This window comes from Parachryseolinea silvisoli (assembly GCF_021190955.1).
In the GTDB taxonomy this organism is placed as follows: domain Bacteria; phylum Bacteroidota; class Bacteroidia; order Cytophagales; family Cyclobacteriaceae; genus Ohtaekwangia; species Ohtaekwangia silvisoli.
The window spans coordinates 1-25,145 of record NZ_JAIOAO010000010.1 but is presented as its reverse complement, the minus strand read 5'-3'; the positions used below and the strand labels follow the sequence as shown (position 1 = coordinate 25,145).

The following is a 25,145-nucleotide window of genomic DNA, read 5'->3' as shown; positions in this document are numbered from 1 at the left end:
TCATAGAATCATATACATGAAGACGATATTCAGAATCGCGCGGTTGGAGCTTAACCTTCTTTTTTTTTCACCCATCGCCTGGCTGGTCCTGGTAATCTTTATCATCCAGTCGGGGGTAACGTTCCTGGAGCGTCTCGAGGGGTTCTCCAATTTTCAGAGCCTGGGCAACCAACTACATTCGCTGACCGAGTCCATCTTTGCATCCGAGTATAGAGGTTTTTTTAAAAATGTACAATCGAACCTATACCTGTATATGCCGCTGCTCACCATGGGATTGATGAGCCGCGAGCTGAGCAGTGGTACCATCAAGCTTTTATTCAGCTCGCCGGTACGGGTCGCCGAAATTGTGCTGGGAAAATACCTGGCAATCATAACCTATGGCTTTTTGCTGGTGCTGATTCTCGCCATGTTCGGTGGGGTGGGCTATAGCGTGATCGAGTCCATGGACATTACGTTGGTACTGTCGGGAATACTCGGCCTTTACCTGCTGATCTGCGCGTATGCTGCCATCGGGTTGTTTATGTCCTGCCTCACCTCGTACCAGGTCGTGGCTGCCATTGCTACACTCGTCGTGTTTGCTGCCCTGAACTACATCGGCACGATTGGCCAGCACATCGACTTCGTACGTGACATTACCTATTTTCTCTCCATTGCCGGCCGCACCGACGAGTTTATCGGCGGATTGGTCACGAGTAAGGATGTGCTGTATTTCGTGGTCGTGATTGCGCTGTTCCTGACCTTTAGTATTCTGAGCCTACAGGCCGGCCGTGAGTCTAAGCCTGTGTTTGTGAAAATAGCGCGCTATACCGTGGTGGTTGTCGTGGCGCTGGCCATTGGATATGTCAGTGCCCGCCCGCGCTTCATTGCTTACTACGATGCGACCGCCACCGACAGCCGCACCCTCACTGCCGGAAGCCGAGCCGTGGTTGGCCAAATGAACAAGCCGCTAAAGATCACCGCCTTCGTCAATCTGATTGATCAGAACGCACCGTCGATGATGCCGTTGGCACGCATGCGTGACCTGGCGATGTTCGAAAAGTATACCCGCTTCCTTCCCGACATGGAAATGGAATACGTTTACTACTACGACTCCCTGCAAGGTGGAGAACTGTACGATAACAACCAGGGCCTGACAAATAAGGCCCTGGCGGAAAAAGTTGCCACGGTATACAAGTTTGCACATGAGCGCATTATGTCGCCGGAAGCCATGCGCGAACGCATCGACCTTTCATCGGAAGGCAATCGCGTGGTGCGCCAGCTGGAGTATGACGGCAAGAAGACATTTCTTCGCATCTTCAACGATTTGATGCGCCAGCCCGGCGAGCAGGAGATCACCGCTGCGCTAAAGCGGCTGGCCACAAAGCCGGTAAAGGTCGCAGTGCTTACCGGTGAACACGAGCGAAGCACCGCCAAGATGGGCGACCGTGAATACCGGGTGATGATGCAGGAGCAGACCTTTCGCAACGCCCTCATCAACCAGGGCTTTGATGTTGATACCGTGTCCGTCAGCGGAGGCAGGCCTTTGCCGGAAGACATCGCGGTGCTGATCGTAGCCGACCCCCTTACGCCATTCAGCGCCCCTGCGCTGGCCGGGTTGCGTCGCTATATCGATGCAGGGGGAAACCTGCTCATACTGGGAGAGCCCGGCAAACGGGCAATTCTGGAACCGCTTACGTCGCTCGTTGGCGTACATTACCGTGACGGTATGGTGATACAGGACAGCGAAGATTTTGCCCCGGACTTTGTAATTGGCGAGCTCGTCCAGTCGGACACCACAGAGTTCCCGTCCCTGCAGGCCTTCTACAAACGGCACGCCGAAATATCCATGCCTGGAGCGTCGTCGTTTGTTGTCGACAGCGGTGCGTTCAAAGTATTTCACCTGCTGAGCACCCAAGGGCCAAAGACCTGGCATACATTGGAGAAGCCCAACCAGGATGGCGCGCCCATGCGATATATAGCGGAGCGGGGCGACCTGAAAGGCCCGCTGCCGTTGGTCACGGCGCTGACGCGAAATGTCAACGGTAAACAGCAGCGTATCATAGTCGCAGCCGACGCGGATATGCTTAGCAACGGCGAGATCTTCCGCCGCACGCCGCCGGTACAGAACTTCTACTTTGCTGCCCAATTGTTTCATTGGTTCTGCGACGGCGCGTATCCCGTCGATACCACACGGCCGGAGACGGCCGATAACAAATTGGAGATAGACAAAGGAACCGTCACGAAATTCCGCGCGGCCTTCGTCTTCATTCTGCCGGCGTTATTGATCGCGGCAGGAAGTGTTTTTTTAATTGTCAGAAGAAAACGTTAAACCAAAATGGGGTTTGGTGCAGGGGACGGATGAATTTTCCGAATAGGGATTTGTCTTCACTATGTTAGGTTAATGGATGACAGACAGGAATCCGTACCCCTGCTTACCCCCAATGGTTGGTCCCATTCAATATCGGTTATGGCCAACGTTAACGACAGATACGACCACCGTCCTGTCGAGGCAAAGGGAAACGGCCGGGTTTGAAAGCAACTAAAAAGTCATTAGATTAACATAATGATGTGACGAAGCATTGTCATAATGTAAGACCCATTGGTTATGCGAACCTATACGGATAAAAGACCTACACAACAAAGTCAATCTAAGGGATCGACCACAAAATATACACATAGCCAGGCCGCCAATTCCCCCGATGCCGATAACCGTACGGGTGCTCTTCAATTGAGAAGCTTGCAGGATCTTGCCAACAAACATTCAAAAACTACGGCGTTCCAATTAGCAGACAACCGGCCTGAGGCAGCGCAAATGAAAAGGTTGCAGGGCCTGAGCAACAGTGTGCGGCAAAGGCCGAAGGTCGCGCCTGCTCCCCATGCTGATGGCCGCGTTGTCCAACGATTGGCTTTCGTTGATAACCGGTTGATAAAGTCCGATAAAAATGTTGATCTGGAGAAAGACCTGGGATTCACACCCAATATGTTGAGCCTGGTGGAAGATGGTTTTGTCCGGGATTTTAAAACCACGGAAGAGCTCCGCCAATATGCACAAGGAAAAACCGATTATATTGGCAATATTTTGGCACCCCAGCGATATGGCGTGTGGGTGCGGTTTCCGAAAGGTCCGGGAACCGCATTGCTTGGCGAGTCTCACGACAAGACTATTCTGGCACACATTACAAAAGCGATCGGCACCGACTCATTTGCGCATGAGCGATTTACCGATGCCCAGGAGTACGGCGAGAGGGTTGCGCGTCAGGACAGGAATGAAAACCAACAGCGCCTGACGGAGCATGGCGTAGGAAGAGAAGAGAGCCGTTTTCTGAAACACTCCCTTGAGTCGTTAAAAGCAAAAACTGCGTTCGTGATGAATATCGTTGTCAGGGAAGGGTTTACCCAGAAAAACCTGGAGAAGTGGACGACCGAAAAATTTAATTCAGAGAATAGCAAAACACACTCAGACGCCTATATAGGTAAACCGATACAAACCTATTTAAAGTATGCCTGGGCAATCATGACCAATTTGAAAAAAGCCAAAGGGCTTCCAATGTTAACGCCGTTTGATGGATTTGACTGGAATGCGGCATCCGCTACGTTTGCTCTTATACAGGATGCCCCCGCTGAGGGACTTATAGGCGACGTTCAAGGTATGGACTCGAATATCGTGCAGGACTTTGCAGTCCGGTTTTTGAAGATGTCAGATATAATTATGGGCAACTCCGATGTACTGAAGAATTATAAAAGCCGTATAAAAAACGATGATGACCGAACAGATTATATGTTGTGGCGCGACGCCTTCATTATGGACAATATCAAAAAGCTACCACCGGACGTACGATACCTTGGCATGGGCGAGACGCATCGCAAAAACCTAAACTCAGAGATAAGTCAGGAACGAAATGTTATCCTTTCAGAGTATCTGGAAACTCTGATGAACGCGTTTGAACAGCGGACCAATGAATTAGGACAAAAGATCTGAACCCCTGCCGGATAGAAGGCATCTGTTTCGGAAATAAGCATCTGCTTGTTTAATTTTAGGACATGCTTCAGAATCGTGTTGACCCGTTAGGAAGAATCATTAAAACCAGCGCGCGCGGGTCCTTGATGGGCAATCGTGGTGTTATACATAATAAACACAAAGAGATTATCCGCAATTTTAAACATATAGCATGGATCACGTGTGTGCTGGAGTTTAAAGGACGGAAAAGAACGGTAATGACTGCTGATCGCTGGACAGAACTTTTTTTCCTGGATGAGACCACCGCCTTTGCTGCTGGTCATCGACCTTGTTTTGAATGCAGGAGGGAAGATGCAAAAAGATTTAAGTCCTGTTGGATACAGGGAAATCCCCTGTATAATTTTAACATGTCGACGTCCATAAAAGAAATTGACGCGATCATACACCGGGAAAGGATCACGCATGAGGAGAAAAAAGTAATGCATCAACGCCTGTCTTCAACCATCCCCGAAGGAACATTTACATTAATGAATGATGATCCTTATCTTTTCAGCAAAGGGAAACTGCATCGGTGGACCCCCTTTGGTTACGAAAATAGCATCGCCTTGCCTGAAGCTTCCATGTTGACAATACTGACACCGGATTCAATCGTAAATGCTTTTCGCGCAGGCTATTCGCCACAAATAAAAGGAGCTGAGTTTGGAGATTCCCGTTGAGCTATTAATCCACTATTCGGGCATATAGCGTTTTGCAACGGGCTTATAAAGCAATGACATTTTGTTAATTATAGTAAAATCATCGAGAATTAAGCACCCGGATCTCCTCCATTTGTGGGTGTATTTTTTTGGTGGCAACAAAGTTACCGCGAGGTGATATTTTCAAGCAATTTGGGTAAAAAAAATAGGCGACAAGAGCTCTAGCTTTGTCGCCTTCAGTAGACCGGAGAGTTTCACAGGCGTTCCTGCTGACTTCTGAAAGTAGAGATCGGTCATTTTAATAGGATCGCTTTCACTCCCTAGTTAACTCTACTCCAAAGATCCTTCCGAAACGCTTCCACCTGGGCGATTCTTCCGTCTCGCTTAATAAACTTCAACGGAAACGCCTTCTCCTTATTGTAAAACTCCAACTCCGAGATCGGATAAAAACTAATCTGCTGTCCATCCCAAAGTTGTTTTAACATAAGTCCCTTTTCGGTTGAAGTAATCTCCAGGTACATCACATCCCCTTGATACGGCATCGAATACTTTCCGTCAAAAGCTTTCAGATTTGACGTACTCAAGTTAAACGCCACCTTTTCTTCAGGCTTCTGTCCCTTGTCCCAGATCTTTCCTTTGGTCGCCTGAAGCTGGGTGATCTGACCATTCGTTCCTTTCGTAAACATAATGGTTAGCATTGCCCCTTTGGAGAAAATTTCGACGTCTGAGATCGGCATGAAAATTTGCTCCGCATTATCCCAAAGCTGTTTGACCCGTATGTCATTTCCGCTGTGACTGACTTGCATCACGAGATCCTTATTCTCACGCATATGATAGTAGCCCACCATACTATCCAATTGTTGTTGGGTTAGCTTAGCTTCCTTCTTCTCAATCTCTTTAGGCTCCTTTACTTTTTTAAGCACCTCGGAGTTTGAGACCAAGACCTCAGTAACCACACCTGCTTTATTTTTTGTGAACTTAGCCGTAATGCCTTCTCTGGAAATAAATTCCGACTCAGACAAAGCAGTGAAAACAAATTCCTTTTTCGTCCACAGTTGAATTCCAACTAAGTTATTCCCCCTCACTACGCACTGAACGTACCCTTCCTTTGGTTGCTGGTATTGATAGTATCCGGTGAAGGCGTCGAGCTGTTGTTTGCTTAATGCAGTTTCTTTTTGAGGCTGGCCCCCTTCTTTAGTCCAGAGATCTTTGTTGAACGCAAGCATTTGCGTGATATCTCCCTTAGGTCCTTTGATAAAGTTGATGGGAAAATTTTGAGCGCTGTTAAAGAAATTCAGTTCAGATTCTTGTTTAAAAGTTATTTCCTGGTCGTCCCATAGCTGCTTCAATACCAGTTCATTTCCTTTCGCGGTGATCTGAAGGTACACGACATCATTTTGGAACGACATCTTATATTTTCCTTCGAACGCTTTGAGTTGGACTTGTTGCTGTTCAGTTAACGGCAACGCTTTAGCATACGGGTGGATGACAAAATACACGGCAACGACTAACGGTAGCACCAGCACATATTTGTACAACCGGGCAAGGGGAGTTCTTCTTGAGTTCATCATTTTGATCCGAAGTTTAATTTTAGACGAAGTGAATAGATTAGTAAGCGGATAAGTTTCAGTTTGCACACACGCTTGAAGAATACTGTATTGGTAACTTTTCTTATCAACACCGGCCTCCAGCACATCATTATCGGCGAGGTATTCCAGGTTGATCTTCACATATTGTTTAAAGAAGATCATGACGGGATTGATCCAAAGAACGATGTGTACGATCTCCGTGACAAGCAGATCCAGCGTATGAGCTTGTCGGATGTGCACCCTTTCATGCAGTACGATCTGGTTGTACCGCTCGGCGTTGTATTGCGACTTATTAATGATTAAATAATTGAAGAACGAAAACGGTGATAGTTCTTCGTTGTGTTCACAGTAATTAATTCCATCCACATGTTGTCTGTTGGTTTTCCGGATCAAGAGAACAAGATTAATCAACTGGGTAACAAATCGAACCAACAGAACAATCCCAACCCCCACATACAGCGTAAACATTACTTCCAGGGCGCCGACATCGGATAACAAGCCTTGTTGAGCCGGCGCGGCTGCTTGCCTGTTATTTTCTTCAATCTCCCGTCCGACATTCACGTTGTTCGCAAACCCGATATTATCATATAGATTATAGAGCGGATTCAACGCAGTCACCTCTCGCTGCACCTTGCTCACCCCTGGATTATTAATAATCGGCACCATCGGCAGCACGAACGCCAACACCAGCGATCCCATTAGGAATAGGCGGTTCAGTTTAAAGAACTTTTCGTTCTTCAATAGCAGCCAATACGCCAGGAACAAGATCGGCACGACCGCATTGATTTTTAGCCAGTAAACTGTTAGAGTTTCCATAAGAATTTGGTTTCAAATGTATTTTGTTTCTCACCTTACCGAATCATTAATCGCTCCGGGCAGGCATTCCTCACCCCTTCATCCCCCATTCCTCCGCACAAAAAATCTCCGCAGCACTCCTCAGCTCCCCTTACTTCCCTTATCTTCGATCAAACGGATAATCTCCTTCAACTCCTCCACACTAATTTCCTCCTCCTCAGCAAAGAAGCTGATCGCATTCTTAATCGAGTTACCAAATAACCCCGTCAACAAAGGCTTGACGAATCGATTTGTATACTCCTTCTTACTGATCGCTGCCGAATACCGATACGTCGCTCCAAAATCTTCAAACTTGAGAAAGCCCTTATCGGCTAATCTCCTCATGGTGGTAGCTACTGTATTAATGTGTGGTTTGGGATTAGGAAGTTCTTCCCTCACATCTTTTGCAAAGGCTTTTTTCATCTTCCAGATGATTTTCATGAGAGCCTCTTCTTTCTCGCTGAGTCGTTTCATAGGACAATAATACAACGATAATTGTAATTAACAAACTACAAGTGTAGTTTATTTAGGGGCGCTGAGGAGAGTAGATAACGACCTGAGCGGCCTGTACTGTTGTGCCGCACTACTATCTGGAGTGGAGCATTGGGAAAATGAACCAATAGATTGGGAACAGGATTCAAAACGCATGATGAAAGGTTCGATAGTTTTACGGCCATCACGCACGATGATTTTCGTGCTCTTTAATAATTTTCTATCATGCGATTGTTTTTATTTTTCGCGGCCATGCTGTCCGTGATGACGGTTTCAGCCGATGTACGAATGCCTGGAATTTTTACCGATCATGCCGTGCTGCAGCGAAACGCCCCGATCAAAATATGGGGTTGGGCCGACAGAGGCGAGCGGGTAACAGTCTATCTCAACAATGTTAAGAGATCGGTAATCGCAGATCAAACCGGTCGGTGGCTTATTGTAATGGAGGAAATAGCAGCGGGCGGTCCGCATGAGCTCGTCGTGAAAGGCAAAAATACGATTCGCTTCACCGATATTCTCATCGGCGAGGTGTGGTTATGCGCAGGACAATCGAATATGCAATTCGTGGTGAAGAATACAGCTTCTGTCAGCGAAGCGACGCCGAAGGCCAACTTCCCTGCTATACGGCATTTCAAAGTGAAGGAGAAAATCGCCGCCGCACCTTCCGATGATATTGCCGGCGGTGCATGGACGGTTTGCTCGCCCGAAACGGTCCAGTCTTTTACTGCCGTGGGCTATTTTTTTGCAAAGCAACTGAACCAGGACCTGAACGTGCCGGTGGGGATCATCAATGCCTCCTGGGGAGGCACCTACATCGAAGCATGGATCAGTCATGCGGCACTCACGAGAAACCGCGATTACCGAGATGTACCTGTCATAACAGAGCATCAACTCTCGTCATGGTATACCAATGTGGAGCGACTCTATGCTGCTTATGGAAAAAAGCTGGGCATTCAATCCTTCTCGAATTACAAAACGAACGACTCGTTGTGGCATCGAAGCGATTACGCTGACGGTAAATGGATTCCCATTCCGTTTCCGGGTGACTTTGACAAAACAGCGCTACCGCGATTTGATGGTACCGTATGGTTCAGAAGCAAATTCAAGCTGGATGATTATGCTTCGCGAAAAGAATGGAGGTTGTGCCTGGGAAAAGTCGAGGACTATAGCGACATATTTATCAATGGAAAGAAAATAGGCAACGCTTCCAACAATACCAATACGTCGGCGTATGTAATTGATCCATCGGTGTTGACCGCAGGCGAAAATACCATCGCAATCAGGGTCAGCGATTATTGGGAGACCGGAGGTTTTGCCTCAACCCCGCAGACTTATTATTTCGAGGGTAATCAGCATGCATCATCACGTATCTCACTGGCCGATTTACAATGGAAAATGAATTTTGCGTCGGCAAAAGTCTGGATTCGTACTCCCAATGTCCAGCCAAATGTCCTTTTTAACGGTATGATCAATCCGGTTATTTCGTACTCCGTAAAGGGCGTGTTGTGGTACCAGGGGGAGAACAACGCAGAATTTGCATTTCAATACCGTGACCTCCTGCCCACATTGATCGCCGATTGGCGCGCACGATTTGGACAACCGGCTATGCCTTTTTATTTTGTTCAACTTCCCAACTATCAGAAGTATCAACAAAATTCAAGAAATGGCGGAGCGCAATGGGCGGAAATCCGCGAGTCAATGCAAAAGACATTGGCCGTGCCCCATACCGGAATGGCCGTAACCATCGACCTGGGTGACTCGACAGATGTCCACCCACGAAACAAAGAAGATGTAGGCAAACGTTTATCGCTCATCGCGCTCTATAACCTCTATGGTAAGCAGTATGCCTGCACCGGGCCAGAGGTACAACGTATTGTATTCGAAAAAGGGAAAACACTGATTACTTTTCAGAAAGGTTCACGACTAATCGCCAGGGACCGCTACGGATATCTAAGAGGTTTCGAGGTGGCGGGGAAGGACAAAAACTTTTTTAATGCCACGGCATTCATCAAAGACAGCGTCGTCGTAGTAGAGAGTTCTGCTGTTGTCTCGCCGGAGGCTGTGCGGTATTCGTGGTCCAATAATCCCGATGGGAATTTATATAACGAAGCGGGTCTTCCGGCGTCGCCCTTTCGTAGTGATGATTGGACGCTGACTACACAAGAGCGAAAGTTTGATCGATGGATTAATAAAATGTATCCATTGGAATATAAAATCCCGGAAGAATAAGGACCGTCCTCTCATAAGCCCTTTTTCGTTCCCGGCTCCAGTCTCAACTTCTCTTTTTCTTTCTTGCGTTCTACGGGTGATTGGCCGTAGAGCGCATGAAAGCATTTGCTGAAGTATGCGTGGTCCTTGAATCCGAGCTCGTACGCGATTTCGAAAATCATCAGATCAGGGTTTGATCCAAGCATTTCCTCCGCACACCGCAGGCGATAGTTACGAATGTACTCATGCACGGTGTTACCTGTTATGGCATGGAGTTTTCTGTAAAGCTGCGTTTTACTCATGCCGACTTCTTTGGCAAGCACCTCATGATTGAGATTCGGATTCTTTACGTTTTCGCGAATAGCGTTGTTTGTCTTTTCAATAAAAATGCGATCATGTTTATTCTCAAAAAGTTGCGTCACTTCTATCTTTTCGCGCGACGAGAAAATAGCGTGAAGCATTTTTCTGGAGGCAATCAGATTCTGAATCCGTGCGCGAAGAATCCGAATATTAAAAGGCTTTGGAATATAATCGTCGGCGCCGATGTCCAAACCCCGTATGTGCGAGTCCTCTCCGGTCTTGGCGGTTAATAATATAATGGGGATATGACTTGTGCGCTCATCCGATTTGAGGATAGTGCATAATTTAATTCCGTCCATGACTGGCATCATGATGTCACTGATAATAAGATCTGGAATATTTTGAAACGCGACGTCTACGCCATCGGCGCCGTTTTTCGCCTCTACAATGACGTATTCGTTTTCTAGTTCCATTTTGAGAAAATCCTTCACATCGCGATGATCTTCGACAATCAGCAAAATGGGCAGTTCGTCCCGCTTTTTGCCGGTAGATTCTTCTTCTACCGGGCTGGGTGCTGCCGGTGTATCTCCTTCTTCCGGCGTAATGCGGATGAGCTGCGACTCTTTGAAATGCGCATGACCTAACGGAAAAAGAATCGTGAATGCAGTGCCGCTGTTGATTTTACTTTCCACAGAAATCTTGCCCGAATGGAAGCTTACCAGATCTTTTACAAAAGACAATCCAATGCCTGTACCTTCTTGGTTGTAATTTATCGGTTCGGCACCCTGGTAAAATCTCTCGAAAATATAGGGTAATTCGTTTTCGGGTATGCCAATGCCGGTATCCTTTATCGCGATTTTTACACAACGCCCTTCCGGCGTATCTTCATAGTTGATAAACGTGTCGATTCTTCCGCCGGCCCGTGTGTATTTACAGGCATTGGAATAAAGATTCAATAGAATTTTCTCCATCATATTTTTGTCAAGCCACAACATAACCCTGGCGGCGTCGCTGAGAAGGTTGAACCGGATGTCGTATTCCCGGGCGGTTTCTTCGAACCGTAATATGATGTCCGAGGTAAACTTGACAAGGTCGAGCTGATCTGCAACTACTGTTGTGGATCCGCCGGATTCAATGTTTCTGATCTCCAGCAATTCGTTGATCAATCGCAATAGCTGGTTTGCATTGTTGTTCATCATTTCTAGTTGACGGTATACGTTTGGTAACTCCTGGACTTTTTTCTCCCCCAGCATTTTCGCCAGCGGGCTTACAATAAGTGTGAGCGGTGTTCGGAATTCGTGTGAAATATTGAGAAAAAACCTTGTCTTCATTCTGTCCAGCTCTGTCAGCCGCTGCGATTGTTCTGTCAGCATTTCTGACTGGTGTTCAATTTTCTTATATACCCGCGCATTATCGAACGCTATGGCGATGTAGGCAGTAAGATTCTTCAGTGTGTTAAGGTGTATCTGTGTATAACAGCGTGGCTGATGACTCTTAACCACCAGAATTTCGGTAGGCTTACGTTTTTTGGAATCAATAGGAAGATAGATGGCCGACCGGTAGGGGGTATCGTCCGCATAGCGATCCTGCATTTCGGGAGCCACGTCGCGTACATATTGCTGGATGTCATCCAGCAGCAACGTCTCGTTGTTTCGCAGGCACCAGGCAGATAACCTCGATTCATCGATGCTGATATGATTTGCGTCGATGGTGGCGCCGTGGCCTTTCAGGGTCGAGAACTCAATAACATTTTTTTCGTGGCTGAAATACCCGATGGAAAAAAGAGATGCATCCATCAGTTTGTTGATCGTGGTGTACATCTGCTTAATCAGTTCGTCCTGTTTGATGGAGGCGGTGATCGTTTGGCCGATCTCGCTGAGTGACTGGATGGTATTGTATTGTTGCTCCAGGTTGTCACGCTGTATTTTAATTTCCTCCCGCTGATGAATAACTTCTTTTTGTCTTAGCGATAGCTGTGCATTTGATTCTTGTAATTCCGTAGTACGTTGTGTTACGGTGTGTTCAAGGATCTTTTTTCGTTGATACAAGGTGTGCGTACGCCATTTAAAGAGTGCCCAGATCAGGGTCAGTAACATGGCGATAACAGCCAGCCTAAACCAAATCGTATTCCACCACGATGGATTTACAAGGAGGATGAGTCGTGCGGGCGTCGGACTCCAGACACCATCGTTGTTGGCTGCTTTCACCCTGAATTCGTAGCGCCCCGGTGGTAGATACGAGTAGTTCGCCGAACGGTCGCCCTTCACATAATTCCATTGCTTGTCGACTCCTTTAAGCATGTAAGCATATTGATTTTTTTCCGGGATGCTGAAGTTCAGCGAGGTGAACTCAAAGCCAATGAAGGATTGATTGTGGTTGAGCACGATTTCGTTTGTGATGGAAATGTGTTGCTTCAGGGGAGTATTTTCACCCGGGGAGATCGGTTTGTTAAATAACTTGAAAACGGTAATGATGGGGGCGGGCGAGTACGGGTTTTCGGTGATAGAATCGGGATGGAAAAGGTTGAATCCGTTCGTACCGCCAAAAAGCATCTCACCCGTACTTAGCTTGTAGTAAGCATTTTCCTTGAACTCGTTGCTTTGAATACCATCCTCCTTATTATAATGCGTAAATTTTCCAGAGGGCAGATTCAACTTGATAAGCCCATTGGTGGTACTAATCCAGAAATTTCCAGGGCTGGCTTCCAATATACCGATGATGGAATTGCTCGGGAAACCATTGCCTTTATTCAACATAACCAGCGTGTCTTTTTGCGGCATGTAGTGAAGAAGTCCATTTTCAATTGTCCCGATTAAATAGTCTCCGGCTTTTGTTTGCGTGATGCATTGAATGTAGTCGTTGGTGAAAATTCTTTTTCCCGTTGGGTTGTTCTCTGCGTTGAAAAACGAGTTAGACTTTGGATCAAAGAGGTTGATGCCATTTCGGGTGCCAACCCAAATCTGTTTCTGGCTATCTTCCAATATCGTGTTTGCATAATTGTCTGATAGCTCGCCGCGTCGGTTTCCCGTTCTTTTAAAGTGGTCGACATCGATCTTGCGGGGAGACGGATTGTGAATACTCCTTGCGTCGATGCGGTCAAGTCCCGCAGGACTCCCTACCCAAAGGTTTCCGTTCGAGTCTTCTTTCAGGAAAAAAATAATATCCGAGCTTAGGCCGGAAGAACCGGCGGCGATGGGATATTGAATGAATTCTTGCTTGCGTTCGTCAAAGTAGTTTAATCCGCCTTGCCACGTGCCGATCCACAATTGATTTCGGGAGGTATATAGAAGATGTTTGATGATGTCGGTTGGAATCCAATGGTATTTTCGGTCATCCTTCCGGTAATGCCTGAAGCGTCCGGTTTTTCTGTCGAAGTAATTCAGGCCACCGCGATCGGTGCCGATCCAAAGATTGCCTTTGTTGTCTTCCGCGAATGAAGTAACGATGTTGTTGCTAAGTTTGGTGCTTGTGTGGGCGTTGCCTGTAATTAGCTTGAATTTTCCGACGCCCGGATCGACATAATTTACGCCACCGGCAAACGTGCCAAGCCATACGATTCCCTGTTTATCCCGAAAAATGTCCATCACGGAATTGTGATTTATTGTTGTCGCGTCGTCCGGGTGATGATCCGCGTAGCTAAATGTGGAGTTTACCGTGTCGTAAAGATTGAGCCCGCCTTTGTCCGTGCCGATCCAGCACTTTCCATTCCGGTCAAAATATAGTTTTCGAATGGAGTGGTCATTCAGACCTTCAATTTTTCTGAATTGACTTCTTTTTACATCAAACCTCACAAGACCCTGGCTATACGTACCCAGCCAGATGGAATTATTTTTTCCAACGGCAAGGGAGGTGACCGCATAATCGTGGTTTCGGTCATTTATTTTTGTCCATTCATGTGTTTTGCGATGCCATGTCCATAAACCGTTTCGCGTAGAGCCGATCCATAAATTTCCGTCAGCATCTTCCGCTATTTGGCCAAACAGGTCCCATGTTTTTTCATTGTCCTCATCGTCGATGAATTTTATTTGTTTGAATCTGGTTTCGCTAGGTCCTTTTCGGTAGATATGCATTCCTGCGTGATGCGCCAGGGTCCATACGGCACCTTCACTGTCGAAGTAGATGGCATAAAACGTGTATTGCCCGCCTTGCCAGTCGTAGTCAAATTTGTTATCCATTCGCACGAAGCGCCCGGTGCGGTGGTTCCACACACAAAGGCCATGGTTGGTCCCAATCCATACATCTCCATTTTTTGCGGCACGTAACGTACTAATGAAATTGCTGGACAGCGAAAGCGAGTCGGTTTTGTCGAATTCATAAATCTCCATCGCATGGCCATTATACCGGTTAAGGCCGTTTTGAGTACCAAACCACAAGTACCCCAATGAATCCTGGCAGATGGATCTCACCGTGTTCTGGGACAAGCCGTTTTCCACCGTTATGTGTTTGAAATTGAGCGTCTGCGCGCTACAGTATAGCGCCGACAAACATGCGGCTAATGTAAAAAGATGATTGCGTCTGAGCATACGATGCCTTCGCCCACGAGGACAAAAGGTAATTTAAGAATTTTTCATCGAATCGTCTACCGCATGTTCAATGCGACGTGGCCTGGTTCCCGTTTGGGCGGTAATCCGGCGGCACTGGTAATATAGTTATAGAACTTGGGAATATTCGACGGCGTGCCCAGCGCAATGCCACTGATTCGGGGCTCGTTTCTTTTACGGTTTCTTTGGTTTGCGCCTAATTGCACGCGAAAAAAGCGAGCGGTAACATAGTGCTACAACTTGGGAAGATGTCACAAACGAGTGCTGGCAATTACCTATAATTTTATTAAACCATCTAACGCGTAATGGCCCCCTCCATTTCTACGTCGCGGCAGATCGTAAAACTTAAACCAAACCCTATATCTATGCAGTCTAAATTTACAGCGGGATTTTACCTGTTCCTGATGCTGGCTCTGTGCATTGTAACCATGAGTAGCCTGCAGGCCGGCATTGATTTTCAGCGTCAGTCCGGCCCTATTACCGGGCAGGTTACTTCTGCCGACGACGCCAGTCCCATACCGGGCGTGAGCATTATCATCAAAGGTACTTCCGTGGGTACGACTACTGACGCACAAGGAAATTATTCGATTTCCGCGTCCGCAGGCGATGTGCTTCGATTCAGTTTCATTGGTTACCTCCTGCAGGAGGTGCCGGTAGAGAATCAGACGACGCTCAGCATTGTATTGCATCCCGACGTACGAGAGCTAAGCGAAATAGTTGTGGTGGGTTACGGTGTTGTCGATAAACAAAATTTGATAGGATCTGTGGGACTGGCCACAAAGAAAGATTTTGGCGAGGTGCCGGCCACCGCGGCGCAGCAATTGCTTCAGGGGAAAATTTCGGGTGTACAGGTGGTCAACAGTACGGGCATGCCGGGCGGAAGCGTGCGCATCGCCGTGCGAGGTGCCGGCAGCTTTACCAGCATAGATCCCCTGTATGTTATCGACGGTATTCAGGGAAATGCGTCGTTGTTTAATGCCATTAGTCAATACGACATCGAGAGCATAACGGTCTTAAAGGATGCTGCGTCCACAGCCATTTATGGTGCCAATGCCGCGAATGGAGTCGTGATCGTAACGACAAAGAAGGCGAAATCCGGCGACGTGCGTGTAACCTACAATGGCTACTATGGAGTAGCCAAACCGTGGAAGAAGCTGGATATGATGAATGCAGCGCAATACCTGGATCTGGTAAAAGACATTACCAAAAATGCGCTAACGCCCAAGCTTCAGAGCGATTATGTAACGGTAGACCGTACCGACTGGCAGGATGAGATTTTCAGGACCGCTTCCCTGACGGAACACAATATTGGACTTTCGGGGGGGACAGAAAAGGTTCTATACCAGGCATCCACCACATATACCAACCAGGACGGGATTATAGAGGCATTTAATTACAAACGGATAATTATACGACTGGGGCTGGAAGAAAAAATTGGCAAATGGTTACGGTTAGGACAAACCATAAACTATCAATACAACATCAGTTCCGGCAATACCGCGAGCTTTACGGAGGCATTGCGTATGCCGACCTATTCACCGGTCGAAGATCCTTTAAATCTCGGTGGCTTTGCTAAAGTTACCTCTGCCGATGATCTCAACGATACATTCAATCCTCTGACCAGCGTAAGGCTAAGCGAGAGAAGGAGCCGGAATTCGCTCACCTTCGGTCAGTTTTTTGGCGAAGCCACGATTCTGCCCGGGCTTAAGTTTCGCTCGCAAGTCTCCATTGACATCAGCAATTCAGCGAGCTACAATTATAAAAAGGCCAATGCCAACGGAAACCTCATCAATCCCAACGGCATCGATGAATCGTATGGATACTACATCAACCCGCTGATCGAGAATTATTTTACGTACGCCAAAACCCTCGGCGCGCATACGTTCGACGTGCTGGTCGGAAACACGTACCGAAATGGATCGCAAGCCCGCAGTGTGAATGTACGAGGAACTAATTTCCCGAACGACGACCTCAAGACGGTCCTCGCTGCACCGGGAAGCAGTATCACAGGCGGGTCAATCGCCGAATATTCTTCCATTTCCTATTTCGCTCGTGCCAACTATTCGTTCAGGAATAAATATTTGTTAACCGCCTCTTTCCGGAGAGACGGTAGTTATGTGTTCAGTAAAAATAACCGATTTGGAAATTTTCCCTCTGCTGGGCTGGCATGGAAGATTCATGAAGAATCGTTCATGAGCGGTGTTCGCCTTATTTCACAATTAAAGCTTCGCGGTAGCTATGGAATTACAGGCAACTCCAGTGCACCACTTCAGTTCTCTTCTATATGGAAAGGACAATCGAATAATATTGTTTACTCCTTCGGTGACGCGAAAAATTATGTGCAGGGTGCAACGGTCAACGCATCGTTCGATCCGAACATTCAATGGGAAACGACCAGGCAACTTGACGTCGGTATAGACGTGGGACTGATGGAAGACCGGTTATTGCTCAGCGTCGGGTATTATAACCGCAGAAATGAAGACTTGCTTACCTACGTACCGGTTCCATTGTCCTCGGGCATTGGTGGGCCGTTCGATAATCCGGGAAGCATTCTGAAAAATACAGCAACAGCATCGAACAAAGGTGTGGAAGTAGATGCCAGCTTCCAGGGTAACACCCGTGCCTTTCGATATTCTGTCAGTGCCAACGTGGCCTACAACACTAACAAAGTCATTTCGCTCGGAGAAGGCGCTGAATTTCAGCGGGGCGGAGTTACAGGCGGAAATCTTGTAACAAAAACAGCCAAAGGCGAGCCCATCGGATCGTTCTTTGGATTCGTGACCGACCACGTGGCCGTCGATCAGGCAGATATTGATGCCTACAATCAGGCGGCTCGGAGCGCCACGGGAAATCCTGCGGCAGTATACGAAAATGGCCTCTTACCAGGAGACATCATCTTTAAGGACATCAATGGCGACGGTGTTTTGACCGACAAGGACAAGACCTTTCTGGGAAGCCCTATTCCCAAATGGAACTTCGGTTCTAACGTCAACCTGGCGTACAAAAATGTTGATCTCATGCTGAGTGTTTACGGTATTTCGAACGTGCATGTGTGGAATGATTTGAAATACTGGACGGAAGGAACAACACGGCCATTCAATTCCAGCACCGACATTGTTAGCCGTTGGAAAACCGAAGGGGATATTTCAGAATATCCAAGGGCAGGGCAAAATGCAACCGCGAGCAGAAATCTTCGTGCCTCAGATCGTTTTCTGGAAGATGGTGCGTACGTCAGATTACGTAGCGTAACACTTGGCTATAACGTACCGCTGCAAGGTCTCAATAAAACCATTTCGTCACTCCGTCTCTACGTAACAGGGCAGAATTTGTTCACGTCCACCCGTTACAAAGGCTACGACCCTGAGATCGTCGGCCAGGATTTTCTATTCGATCGCGGAATAGACAGAGGGCAATATCCTCAACCAAAAACCTATATGTTCGGAGTTCAGGTCGGCTTTTAAAACAACACGTCTATGAAAACAATTATTACCTATAGCATGATTGCGGTCCTTGTTCTGGTGAGCGGCTGTAATGAGGATATTCTCGATATTAAAAGTCAGAGTCAATATAGCGAAGCGACTTACTTTAAAACGGCACCGCAGTTTAACGAAGGCGTGGTGGCGACCTATGCCACGTTGCTGATGAATGGCCTGTATGCAAGAGATGCATACTACTTATTTGATTTGCTTGCGAACGATGCGGAAAATAATGTTTTTCTGTTGGGCGATGTGGCGCAGTTTCACGACTATAGTTATGGCCCCACACAGCCTCAGATGTCTGACTTATGGAAAAGCCTATACCGCATGATTTTCCGTGCCAACCTGATTTTAGCGAAAGCTGAAGAATGGCAACCTGTGCTGCAGGCCGACATCGATAAAAAGAAGCAATACGTCGGCGAGGTTTCTTTCCTGCGCGGGTATGCTTATTTCATGCTCGTAAATCTGTGGGGACGTGTTCCGTTAAAGCTTGAATTTTCCAAAGCAACAGAATTGACACCGAGAGCTGCTACGGTGAATGACGTGTGGGCGGTAGTTGAATCGGATTTTGCGAACGCCGTCGACGCGCTCCCTGTTGTGTATAGTGCTGCCGACCGAGGCCGCGCCACAAAGGGCGCTGCAATCGCCATGCTTGGTAAGGCCTATTTGTATCAGAAGAAATATGAGGAAGCGGAGAATGAATTCATGAAAATTACCGTTGCCCCGTTTACCTATACGTTAAATCCAGACTTCGATAACCAGTTTTCGACTTCCAATAATACCAGCGTGGAATCCATTTTTGACATCCAGCATAAATGGACAGACTGGGCTTCGGGCGATCAAAACTATATGTTTGGCGGTCAGGAAGCCTGGGGTGGCAAAACAACTCATACTGGCAGGGCGATGGAGTATGGATGGAATGACTGGAATAATACGGTTGTTGCTCCGGCCCTTGTACATGCATTTAAGTATCAGGATGAAGAAGGCGCGGACTACACCGATCCGCGCGCGCATCATACCTTCTATGGAGACTCCGACAGCGGTGGAGATACCGACTTTTGTCATGCCTGTACGAAGGCAAGCAAAGGTGGCAGCATCATGGCCGTCTATGCGCCAGACGCAAATCAGCCTGGCCCATACGCCTATCCGTTCGGGGCAAATAACGCTATAGGCTACAACTGGAGGAAGTATGAATCCTATGAAACAAGGGAATTTTATGGTGGCCCTGACAGTAACATCAATACCCAGGTGGTTCGATACGCAGATGTGTTGCTGATGATTGCAGAGAGCCTGATCGAGCAAAATAGAGTAAGCGAAGCGTTGTCCTACATCAACGCCGTGCGTGCACGGGTCGGCGCGTTTGAGTACACTTCCCTGGGTACGCTTGAAAATGCACAAACGATCCTTCGCCGGGAACGACAATTGGAGCTGGCAGGAGAGCAGGTGCGCTGGTTTGACCTTGTGCGCTGGGGCATAGCAAAACAAATATTGAATGGCGAAAAACAAACGCAGCTTGGTAAACAACCCTTTGAGGATCGCCATGTTTTACTTCCTATTCCTCAAATAGAAAGGACGACCAATACTGCGTTGACCGGCGATATATTCGGCGACTGGAATTAATAGGCAGGTTTTGTTTGGGTTAGAAATTACAACCCGAGAGGGTTGTAATTTTTTTTAAGCATTACGATCGTGAAGGAAAAATCACCGTGAACAGAAAAATTCTCCGCCGGCCGCCTTTTTGTCAAGTTGGTTTAAGCTACACTCCAGAGGCATTTACCCCAAACTTATTTTTGAAAGCGGTTGAAAAGTGCGATAGATTTTCAAAACCCACTTCCAAATATACTTCCGAAGGCCTTTTCTTCCTCTGGGTAATAAGAAAAAACGCCATTTCCAATCTCCGGTTTTGAAGCCACTTTTCCGGTGTCGTGTTGAAAACTTTCGTGAAGTCCCTTTTGAACGAGGAAATACTACGCCCTGTGAGCTTAGCAAATTGTGTCATGGGAACATTGTATGAAAAATACCGGTTCATAAAAGCCTCCAAATCTATTTTGTGCGGCTCACTGAAATCAAATAGAAAGTTTTTCAATGTGGGATTGCGAAGCAATAACTCAATAGCTTCAATAGTTTTCACTTTGGCCAGGGTTTCTGTTAGCCGTTCGGGTTGGTCAAAATACGGCATTAGCGAGTCAAAATAGCCCTTCATAAAAGGATCAAACTGCAACATTACGTTTGGTTCGCCTACATAGATTCCGCTCCCTCGTATGTTGTGTTCCAGGCTATAATTTTTAAGCAGGTTTGTGTCTAGAAAAATATAGATGCCCATGAAAGGCTTTTCGGCATCAGGTTTCTTTACAGCTTTTATTAGCTGATTCTTCCGCACCAAACTCAACGTGCCTTTTGCTAAATTTTCTACGCCATTCTCTGTGAAAACGTCTATACTTCCCTGTATTATCAGCCCTAATACGTGTTCAGGAACAAATGGCTCTTCACCTCGCTTTTGTTCGCCTACACAGGAATACAGAATATTATGCTGTAATGCTTCTTGCATAAAACTAAATTCTTATTTCATTTGACTCAAAATAACGTTGTCCATCAACCTGTCAGAAAGAATTTTTCGAATCATCAAGAATGGTTTTGCTGCATAACCACCAACATAGCGGGTTTTTGGGCTTTTTGCCTCGATACTTTTTTGAATCAATTTCGCAATCACGATTGGTCCTGGTAATTTTAAATCAGCCGTTGCTCTTTCCGCACGCACGACCATTTCTTTATATACTGTTTTTCCGGAAATACGCCTCATATTTTCATTTGCGATTTCGGCCCATTCCGATTCTATTCCACCTGGTTCAATCACAATTACGTCAATGCCGAATGGTTTTACTTCCATCCGCAGACTGTCACTCAAAGCTTCCAACGCAAATTTACTTGCGTGATACCAGCCATTCAGTGGGAAGGCAACTTTTCCACCAATAGATGAAATATTTACGATTTTACCATACCTGTTATCTCTCATTTTGGGCAATACCAATTGCGTCAATCGCAGTGCGCCAAACACATTCACTTCCAACTGATAGCGTGCGTCTTCCATGGGGAGGTCTTCAATCGCACCAGCCGAGCCAAAGCCAGCACTGTTCACCAGAATATCGATGCTTCCGGTTTCTTTTAAAATTTGTTCCACACATCCCACCATGCTATCGTCTTTTGTAACATCTAAGGCAATCGGTTTGATACCGTAGTTTTTGAGGTCATGCATTTTGTCCGTCCTGCGTGCCGCACCATAAACACTGTAGCCATTTTGTGCCAAATAAATGGCGGTTGCTTTTCCAATTCCTGCCGAAGCTCCTGTAACTAATACTGTTTTTGTCATGACTTTTTAATTTTATGACACAAAACTAGCTCAGACCTGTTCGCGTAGGGTTTTCTGAGAAGTCCAAATTTGTTTGGTGGAAAGCCCAATGTTCGCTATGTCATGGGCCGGTCTGAGGCCATCGAAAGCTCATAGCCTTGCGTACCCAACAAGAGAAGCCGGAGGGCACGTAATGTTGATTGCATCGAAATAAGCTATTATTTGCCGGCTAATCGAAATTACGCCGACAGAATTCGAAATGTCATCTTTCTATAAATCAGCCACTCCGCCAACAACAAATTAGGCACCCATCCCAGCCACGCCACAATCATATACGCATCCATCGGGTGTGGCTGAAAAAACATCACCAGCAGATACTTCCACGCCCGTAGCGTTAACGCCGACAATGTAAGGGCATAACTCCGAATCATAAAATTACCATGCATAATAAAGTCGCGCCGTAAAATAGCGACATAAGCTTTTATGGTAAAGAATATCCAAAGCATGCTCAGCATCGTAAAAGCGGTTTGCGAGGGCAGCCCGCCATTGGCATACAGTGCCATGATAAGGCCGGCGGGCCCGGACAGAAAGACAAGAATAACCAGATACAGCATTCCCATATACCGGTGTAGTTTGCTCAACTTTTGCCTCAAAGGATTATAAAATTGCGTGAAGCCCGCTATCAATAAAAAGCAACTGCTCAATACATGAATAAAAAAGGCTATGCGCCACACATCTTTATGAATAACCCATTGTTTGATCCGCAAAAAACCAATATCCGTGTTAAGCGACAAATAGGGAACTGTAATGCGCAACATCAGAAATGTAAAACAGGCAAGCACGATGCTGAGAAAAATAGGCCTGGCATGACGAAACATGCGTAATGTTAGAAAATAGTTTTAACTTTTCACCCATTGAATCCCTATGAAAAAGTCATCTATTCTCCTCATTTCCTGCCTGGCAATAGCCTGTGGGCCGAAGAAAGAATTACCGGTTAAGCCGGAAGCCGCCGAAACTCCCGTGGCACTCGCGGTTAAAAAAGATGCACGAATGATTGGCCCTGAAAAGCCTGCCGAGCAAACACTCATCGAAGAAGCTATTGAAAAACTCCAGGCCAACGCCGACATGCCCTGCATCGGCTATTGGGTGGGCATGTTTGGAAAAAATAAGATTAACATTGCTATCGCCGAAATCAAGGATGGGAAAGCCGTCGGCTACACTGTCTGTGCCGGCAACTTCCGACCCGTGGCAGGAACGGTCACTGTTGACCAGGACATATACCGGATAGTACTGGACGAACCAGGTACCGATAAATACGACGGCCACTTTATTTTTGCCATTTATCCGAAAAACAATTCATTGGAAGGCACCTGGACACCCTTCAAAAAGGGAATCGTAGCCGACAAAACATTTACCCTTACCAAGAGAGCTTATGCCTACAATGTGGAAAATGGCATGTTCCCCGAATCATCTTCGCGACTTCTCACGGAGAGCGACGTATCAAACCTGAACGAAGAAGAGCTGGGCTTTATGCGAAATGAAATCTATGCCCGCCATGGTTATTCATTCAAAGATCTTCAGGACCGCAGGCAGTTCGACACCGTAGCCTGGTATGTACCCATGGGCATCGACATTCGCGAAAAGCTCACAGACATTGAAGTCCAAAATATAGATCTCATATACCGTTACGAAGAATATTATCATGAAAACTACGACAGTTACGGGCGATAGACCGACAACAGGGAAATATGGGGTCAGGAGCTTTTCTTCTCCTGGTCTTGTTTTTTTGGCCGTTAATATTTCAATATATGTTTGTTATTTGTGGAGAGAATACGTGGATTATAAAATATCACTACGGTTCTGTCACCCAATGTGAGAGTGTGGTTATTGGGAAGAATGCAGTCCCAACGTGTTGCCTTCTGGATCAACAAATAGTGCAAAGAACCCCATTTCAGGACTGATTTGAGTTTTAGGAACACTGATTTGGCCGCCATGTTGTTTGACCCTATCAAGCATCGGCTGTAAGTCCTCGCCTGCTTGTAGATAAAGTATAGCCCCATGTGCCGTAGGTTTGTAATCATTACCTTTGGCAAGGACAACATTCACCGTACCTTCTTCGCTGGGAAGTACCCCCATCGTTACTTCGCCCATTTCCATTTGCTGAATTGAAACTCCCACTACAGCCTCGTAAAATTTGACAGCACGGGAAAAGTCTGACACGGGAATCTCGACAATTGAAATTAAGTTTTTCATAGTGACTGCTTTCGGTTGTATAGATGGTTCACTGACCGGTTCCGCTACCCCGGCATTTTGTTGCGTGTTACAGGCGAATAGCCCCATACTGAGGATAAATCCGGTTGCCCATACGGTATTTCTCATAATATTGATTTATGCTGGATTATAACGCAAAGAAACTATCTGGCCCGAAACAGAAATTGTACAAATGCGACATCAGTCGCTCGTATAGAAAACAGAAGAAAGCAACATCTCTTCATCCTTCAAAAAGTCGCTGGGATTAATGCCGGTAAAATCCTTAAAGTCGCGAATAAAATGCGCCTGATCGTAATAATCACTTTGGTAAGCAATCTCGGTTAGGTTTTCATGTCGGCGATTCAGCAAGAGTTTCAGCGCAGCCTGCAGGCGTATCACCTTACCAAGTTGCTTGGGGCTTAAGCCTACTTGTCTGAGAAATTTCCGTTCAAGCTGACGCCTGCCGGCTTGTTCATTATCAACAATTGTTTTGATGGGCGTACTGCCGTTGGTAGACAATAGCACATCAATCGTTCCTTTGATAATATGGTCGATGGTGGATTGTTCGTTAAGCTTATCCAGGAAGAACTCCTGAACAGCTTCGATTCGCTCCGCATTCGTGTTAGCCAAGACAATTCTTTGCTCCAACGCGCGAGAAGCAACGGGGTCGAAAAGTTCAGCAATCGGAGTCTCCTTGTTTTCCAGTTCCTTCAGCGGCGTGGTCATGAAATTGGCAAGTCCGTAGGGATAGAATCGGGTAGCGAAACAATGGACATATCCCGTAGGTTCAATTACAAATGGCCTGGAGAGCTGACCTACAATGACTGCACGCGGCTGAATAATAAAATCATTGTCTGAAGTATAGCGTCTGATGTTATCCCCCAGGATAAAGATCATTTCCATACAGCCGTCCGGAACGATCCGTTGCTTCTGTGGATGCATTCCCGCCGGTACTTCAAGCGACCAATGGCACTTGATAAACGATTCTAGCTTAACAGATGGCGGATATGTCTGATAGTTCATGAAATGTGTGAACCTTTTGAAAGAAAGACCTACGGCATATCGGCGCCGGGTTGAACAATATATTTCTTATTTCCAGAAGTTTCAACTGTTGAACCACACGTGGCGAGGTGTAGTCGATATCTATGCCAGATACTGAACAGGAATCATCAAACACAAAAAGCCTGAAATCAATTCAGATTCGAGGCTTTCGGTCGTAAAATTGAAATAGCAACGGGTTTGATTCCTTTAAGGGTGAGATAAGAAAACTCAATGTAAAGCGAAAATGAGAGGTTATAAAAATGAGGGAATGAAGAAATCGAACTAACAAAGGGCCTTTGCTATAGTACCAGACAGTGCCCAGTAAAGTGTGTAAGCGTCTAACGAACTGCGTAAAGGGACTATATTTTGCATCTTTCTCCGAAGATGTTAATAAATTGATTTACAACTAAGTTCCAGTTCCGTATCGGCATCGTCC

At 46.5% G+C, this 25,145-nt stretch carries 15 protein-coding genes; 7 read left to right on the top strand and 8 right to left on the bottom strand.

Annotation, left to right across the window (positions count from 1 at the left end):
• Window positions 1-16: 16 nt before the first annotated feature.
• From K7P01_RS31610 to K7P01_RS31600, 3 genes are all read left to right on the top strand, one after another.
• Window positions 17-2,308: a Gldg family protein gene (locus K7P01_RS31610; RefSeq protein ID WP_267298603.1), complete on the top strand. Its 2,292-nt coding sequence runs from the start codon at window positions 17-19 to the stop codon at window positions 2,306-2,308.
• A gap of 276 nt (window positions 2,309-2,584) precedes the next feature.
• A complete protein-coding gene (locus tag K7P01_RS31605) occupies window positions 2,585-3,958 on the top strand; it encodes a hypothetical protein (RefSeq protein WP_267298602.1) in 1,374 nt (457 codons plus the stop codon).
• A 62-nt stretch (window positions 3,959-4,020) separates the two neighbouring features.
• Window positions 4,021-4,653: a hypothetical protein gene (locus K7P01_RS31600; protein WP_267298601.1), complete on the top strand. Its 633-nt coding sequence runs from the start codon at window positions 4,021-4,023 to the stop codon at window positions 4,651-4,653.
• A 299-nt stretch (window positions 4,654-4,952) separates the two neighbouring features.
• On the opposite strand, the gene K7P01_RS31595 is transcribed toward K7P01_RS31600, so the two are convergent.
• Entirely contained in the window at window positions 4,953-7,037 is a 2,085-nt protein-coding gene (locus K7P01_RS31595; protein WP_267298600.1) for a M56 family metallopeptidase, read from the bottom strand.
• 120 nt (window positions 7,038-7,157) lie between these two features.
• Window positions 7,158-7,529, bottom strand: a complete 372-nt coding sequence (locus tag K7P01_RS31590) for a BlaI/MecI/CopY family transcriptional regulator (protein WP_267298599.1) — start codon at window positions 7,527-7,529, stop codon at window positions 7,158-7,160.
• A 243-nt stretch (window positions 7,530-7,772) separates the two neighbouring features.
• Between K7P01_RS31590 and K7P01_RS31585 the strand changes: the two genes are divergently transcribed.
• Window positions 7,773-9,776 carry a sialate O-acetylesterase gene (locus K7P01_RS31585; protein WP_267298598.1) on the top strand — a complete coding sequence of 668 codons (2,004 nt, stop codon included), beginning with the start codon at window positions 7,773-7,775 and terminating at the stop codon, window positions 9,774-9,776.
• Window positions 9,777-9,787: 11 nt separating this feature from the next.
• Here K7P01_RS31585 and K7P01_RS31580 read toward each other — a convergent pair whose 3' ends face one another.
• Window positions 9,788-14,578 carry a two-component regulator propeller domain-containing protein gene (locus K7P01_RS31580; RefSeq protein WP_267298597.1) on the bottom strand — a complete coding sequence of 1,597 codons (4,791 nt, stop codon included), beginning with the start codon at window positions 14,576-14,578 and terminating at the stop codon, window positions 9,788-9,790.
• 383 nt (window positions 14,579-14,961) lie between these two features.
• On the opposite strand from K7P01_RS31580, the gene K7P01_RS31575 reads away from it, so the two are divergent.
• Window positions 14,962-18,057: a SusC/RagA family TonB-linked outer membrane protein gene (locus K7P01_RS31575; RefSeq protein WP_267298596.1), complete on the top strand. Its 3,096-nt coding sequence runs from the start codon at window positions 14,962-14,964 to the stop codon at window positions 18,055-18,057.
• Window positions 18,058-18,069: 12 nt separating this feature from the next.
• The gene (locus K7P01_RS31570) at window positions 18,070-19,692 is read left to right on the top strand and encodes a RagB/SusD family nutrient uptake outer membrane protein (protein ID WP_267298595.1); all 1,623 of its coding nucleotides are present in this window, start codon (window positions 18,070-18,072) and stop codon (window positions 19,690-19,692) included.
• Between the two features lie 136 nt (window positions 19,693-19,828).
• On the opposite strand, the gene K7P01_RS31565 is transcribed toward K7P01_RS31570, so the two are convergent.
• The 3 genes from K7P01_RS31565 to K7P01_RS31555 form a co-directional block, all read right to left on the bottom strand.
• Window positions 19,829-20,620: a helix-turn-helix domain-containing protein gene (locus K7P01_RS31565; protein ID WP_267298594.1), complete on the bottom strand. Its 792-nt coding sequence runs from the start codon at window positions 20,618-20,620 to the stop codon at window positions 19,829-19,831.
• A gap of 12 nt (window positions 20,621-20,632) precedes the next feature.
• Window positions 20,633-21,439: an oxidoreductase gene (locus K7P01_RS31560; RefSeq protein ID WP_267298593.1), complete on the bottom strand. Its 807-nt coding sequence runs from the start codon at window positions 21,437-21,439 to the stop codon at window positions 20,633-20,635.
• Window positions 21,440-21,657: 218 nt separating this feature from the next.
• Window positions 21,658-22,236 carry a DUF2306 domain-containing protein gene (locus K7P01_RS31555; RefSeq protein WP_267298666.1) on the bottom strand — a complete coding sequence of 193 codons (579 nt, stop codon included), beginning with the start codon at window positions 22,234-22,236 and terminating at the stop codon, window positions 21,658-21,660.
• 106 nt (window positions 22,237-22,342) lie between these two features.
• Between K7P01_RS31555 and K7P01_RS31550 the strand changes: the two genes are divergently transcribed.
• Window positions 22,343-23,149: a YARHG domain-containing protein gene (locus tag K7P01_RS31550; protein ID WP_267298592.1), complete on the top strand. Its 807-nt coding sequence runs from the start codon at window positions 22,343-22,345 to the stop codon at window positions 23,147-23,149.
• 153 nt (window positions 23,150-23,302) lie between these two features.
• Here the strand turns inward: K7P01_RS31550 and K7P01_RS31545 are convergent, their stop codons facing one another.
• Window positions 23,303-23,797 carry a VOC family protein gene (locus tag K7P01_RS31545; RefSeq protein ID WP_267298591.1) on the bottom strand — a complete coding sequence of 165 codons (495 nt, stop codon included), beginning with the start codon at window positions 23,795-23,797 and terminating at the stop codon, window positions 23,303-23,305.
• Window positions 23,798-23,869: 72 nt separating this feature from the next.
• The gene (locus tag K7P01_RS31540) at window positions 23,870-24,691 is read right to left on the bottom strand and encodes a helix-turn-helix domain-containing protein (RefSeq protein WP_267298590.1); all 822 of its coding nucleotides are present in this window, start codon (window positions 24,689-24,691) and stop codon (window positions 23,870-23,872) included.
• Window positions 24,692-25,145 lie beyond the last annotated feature (454 nt).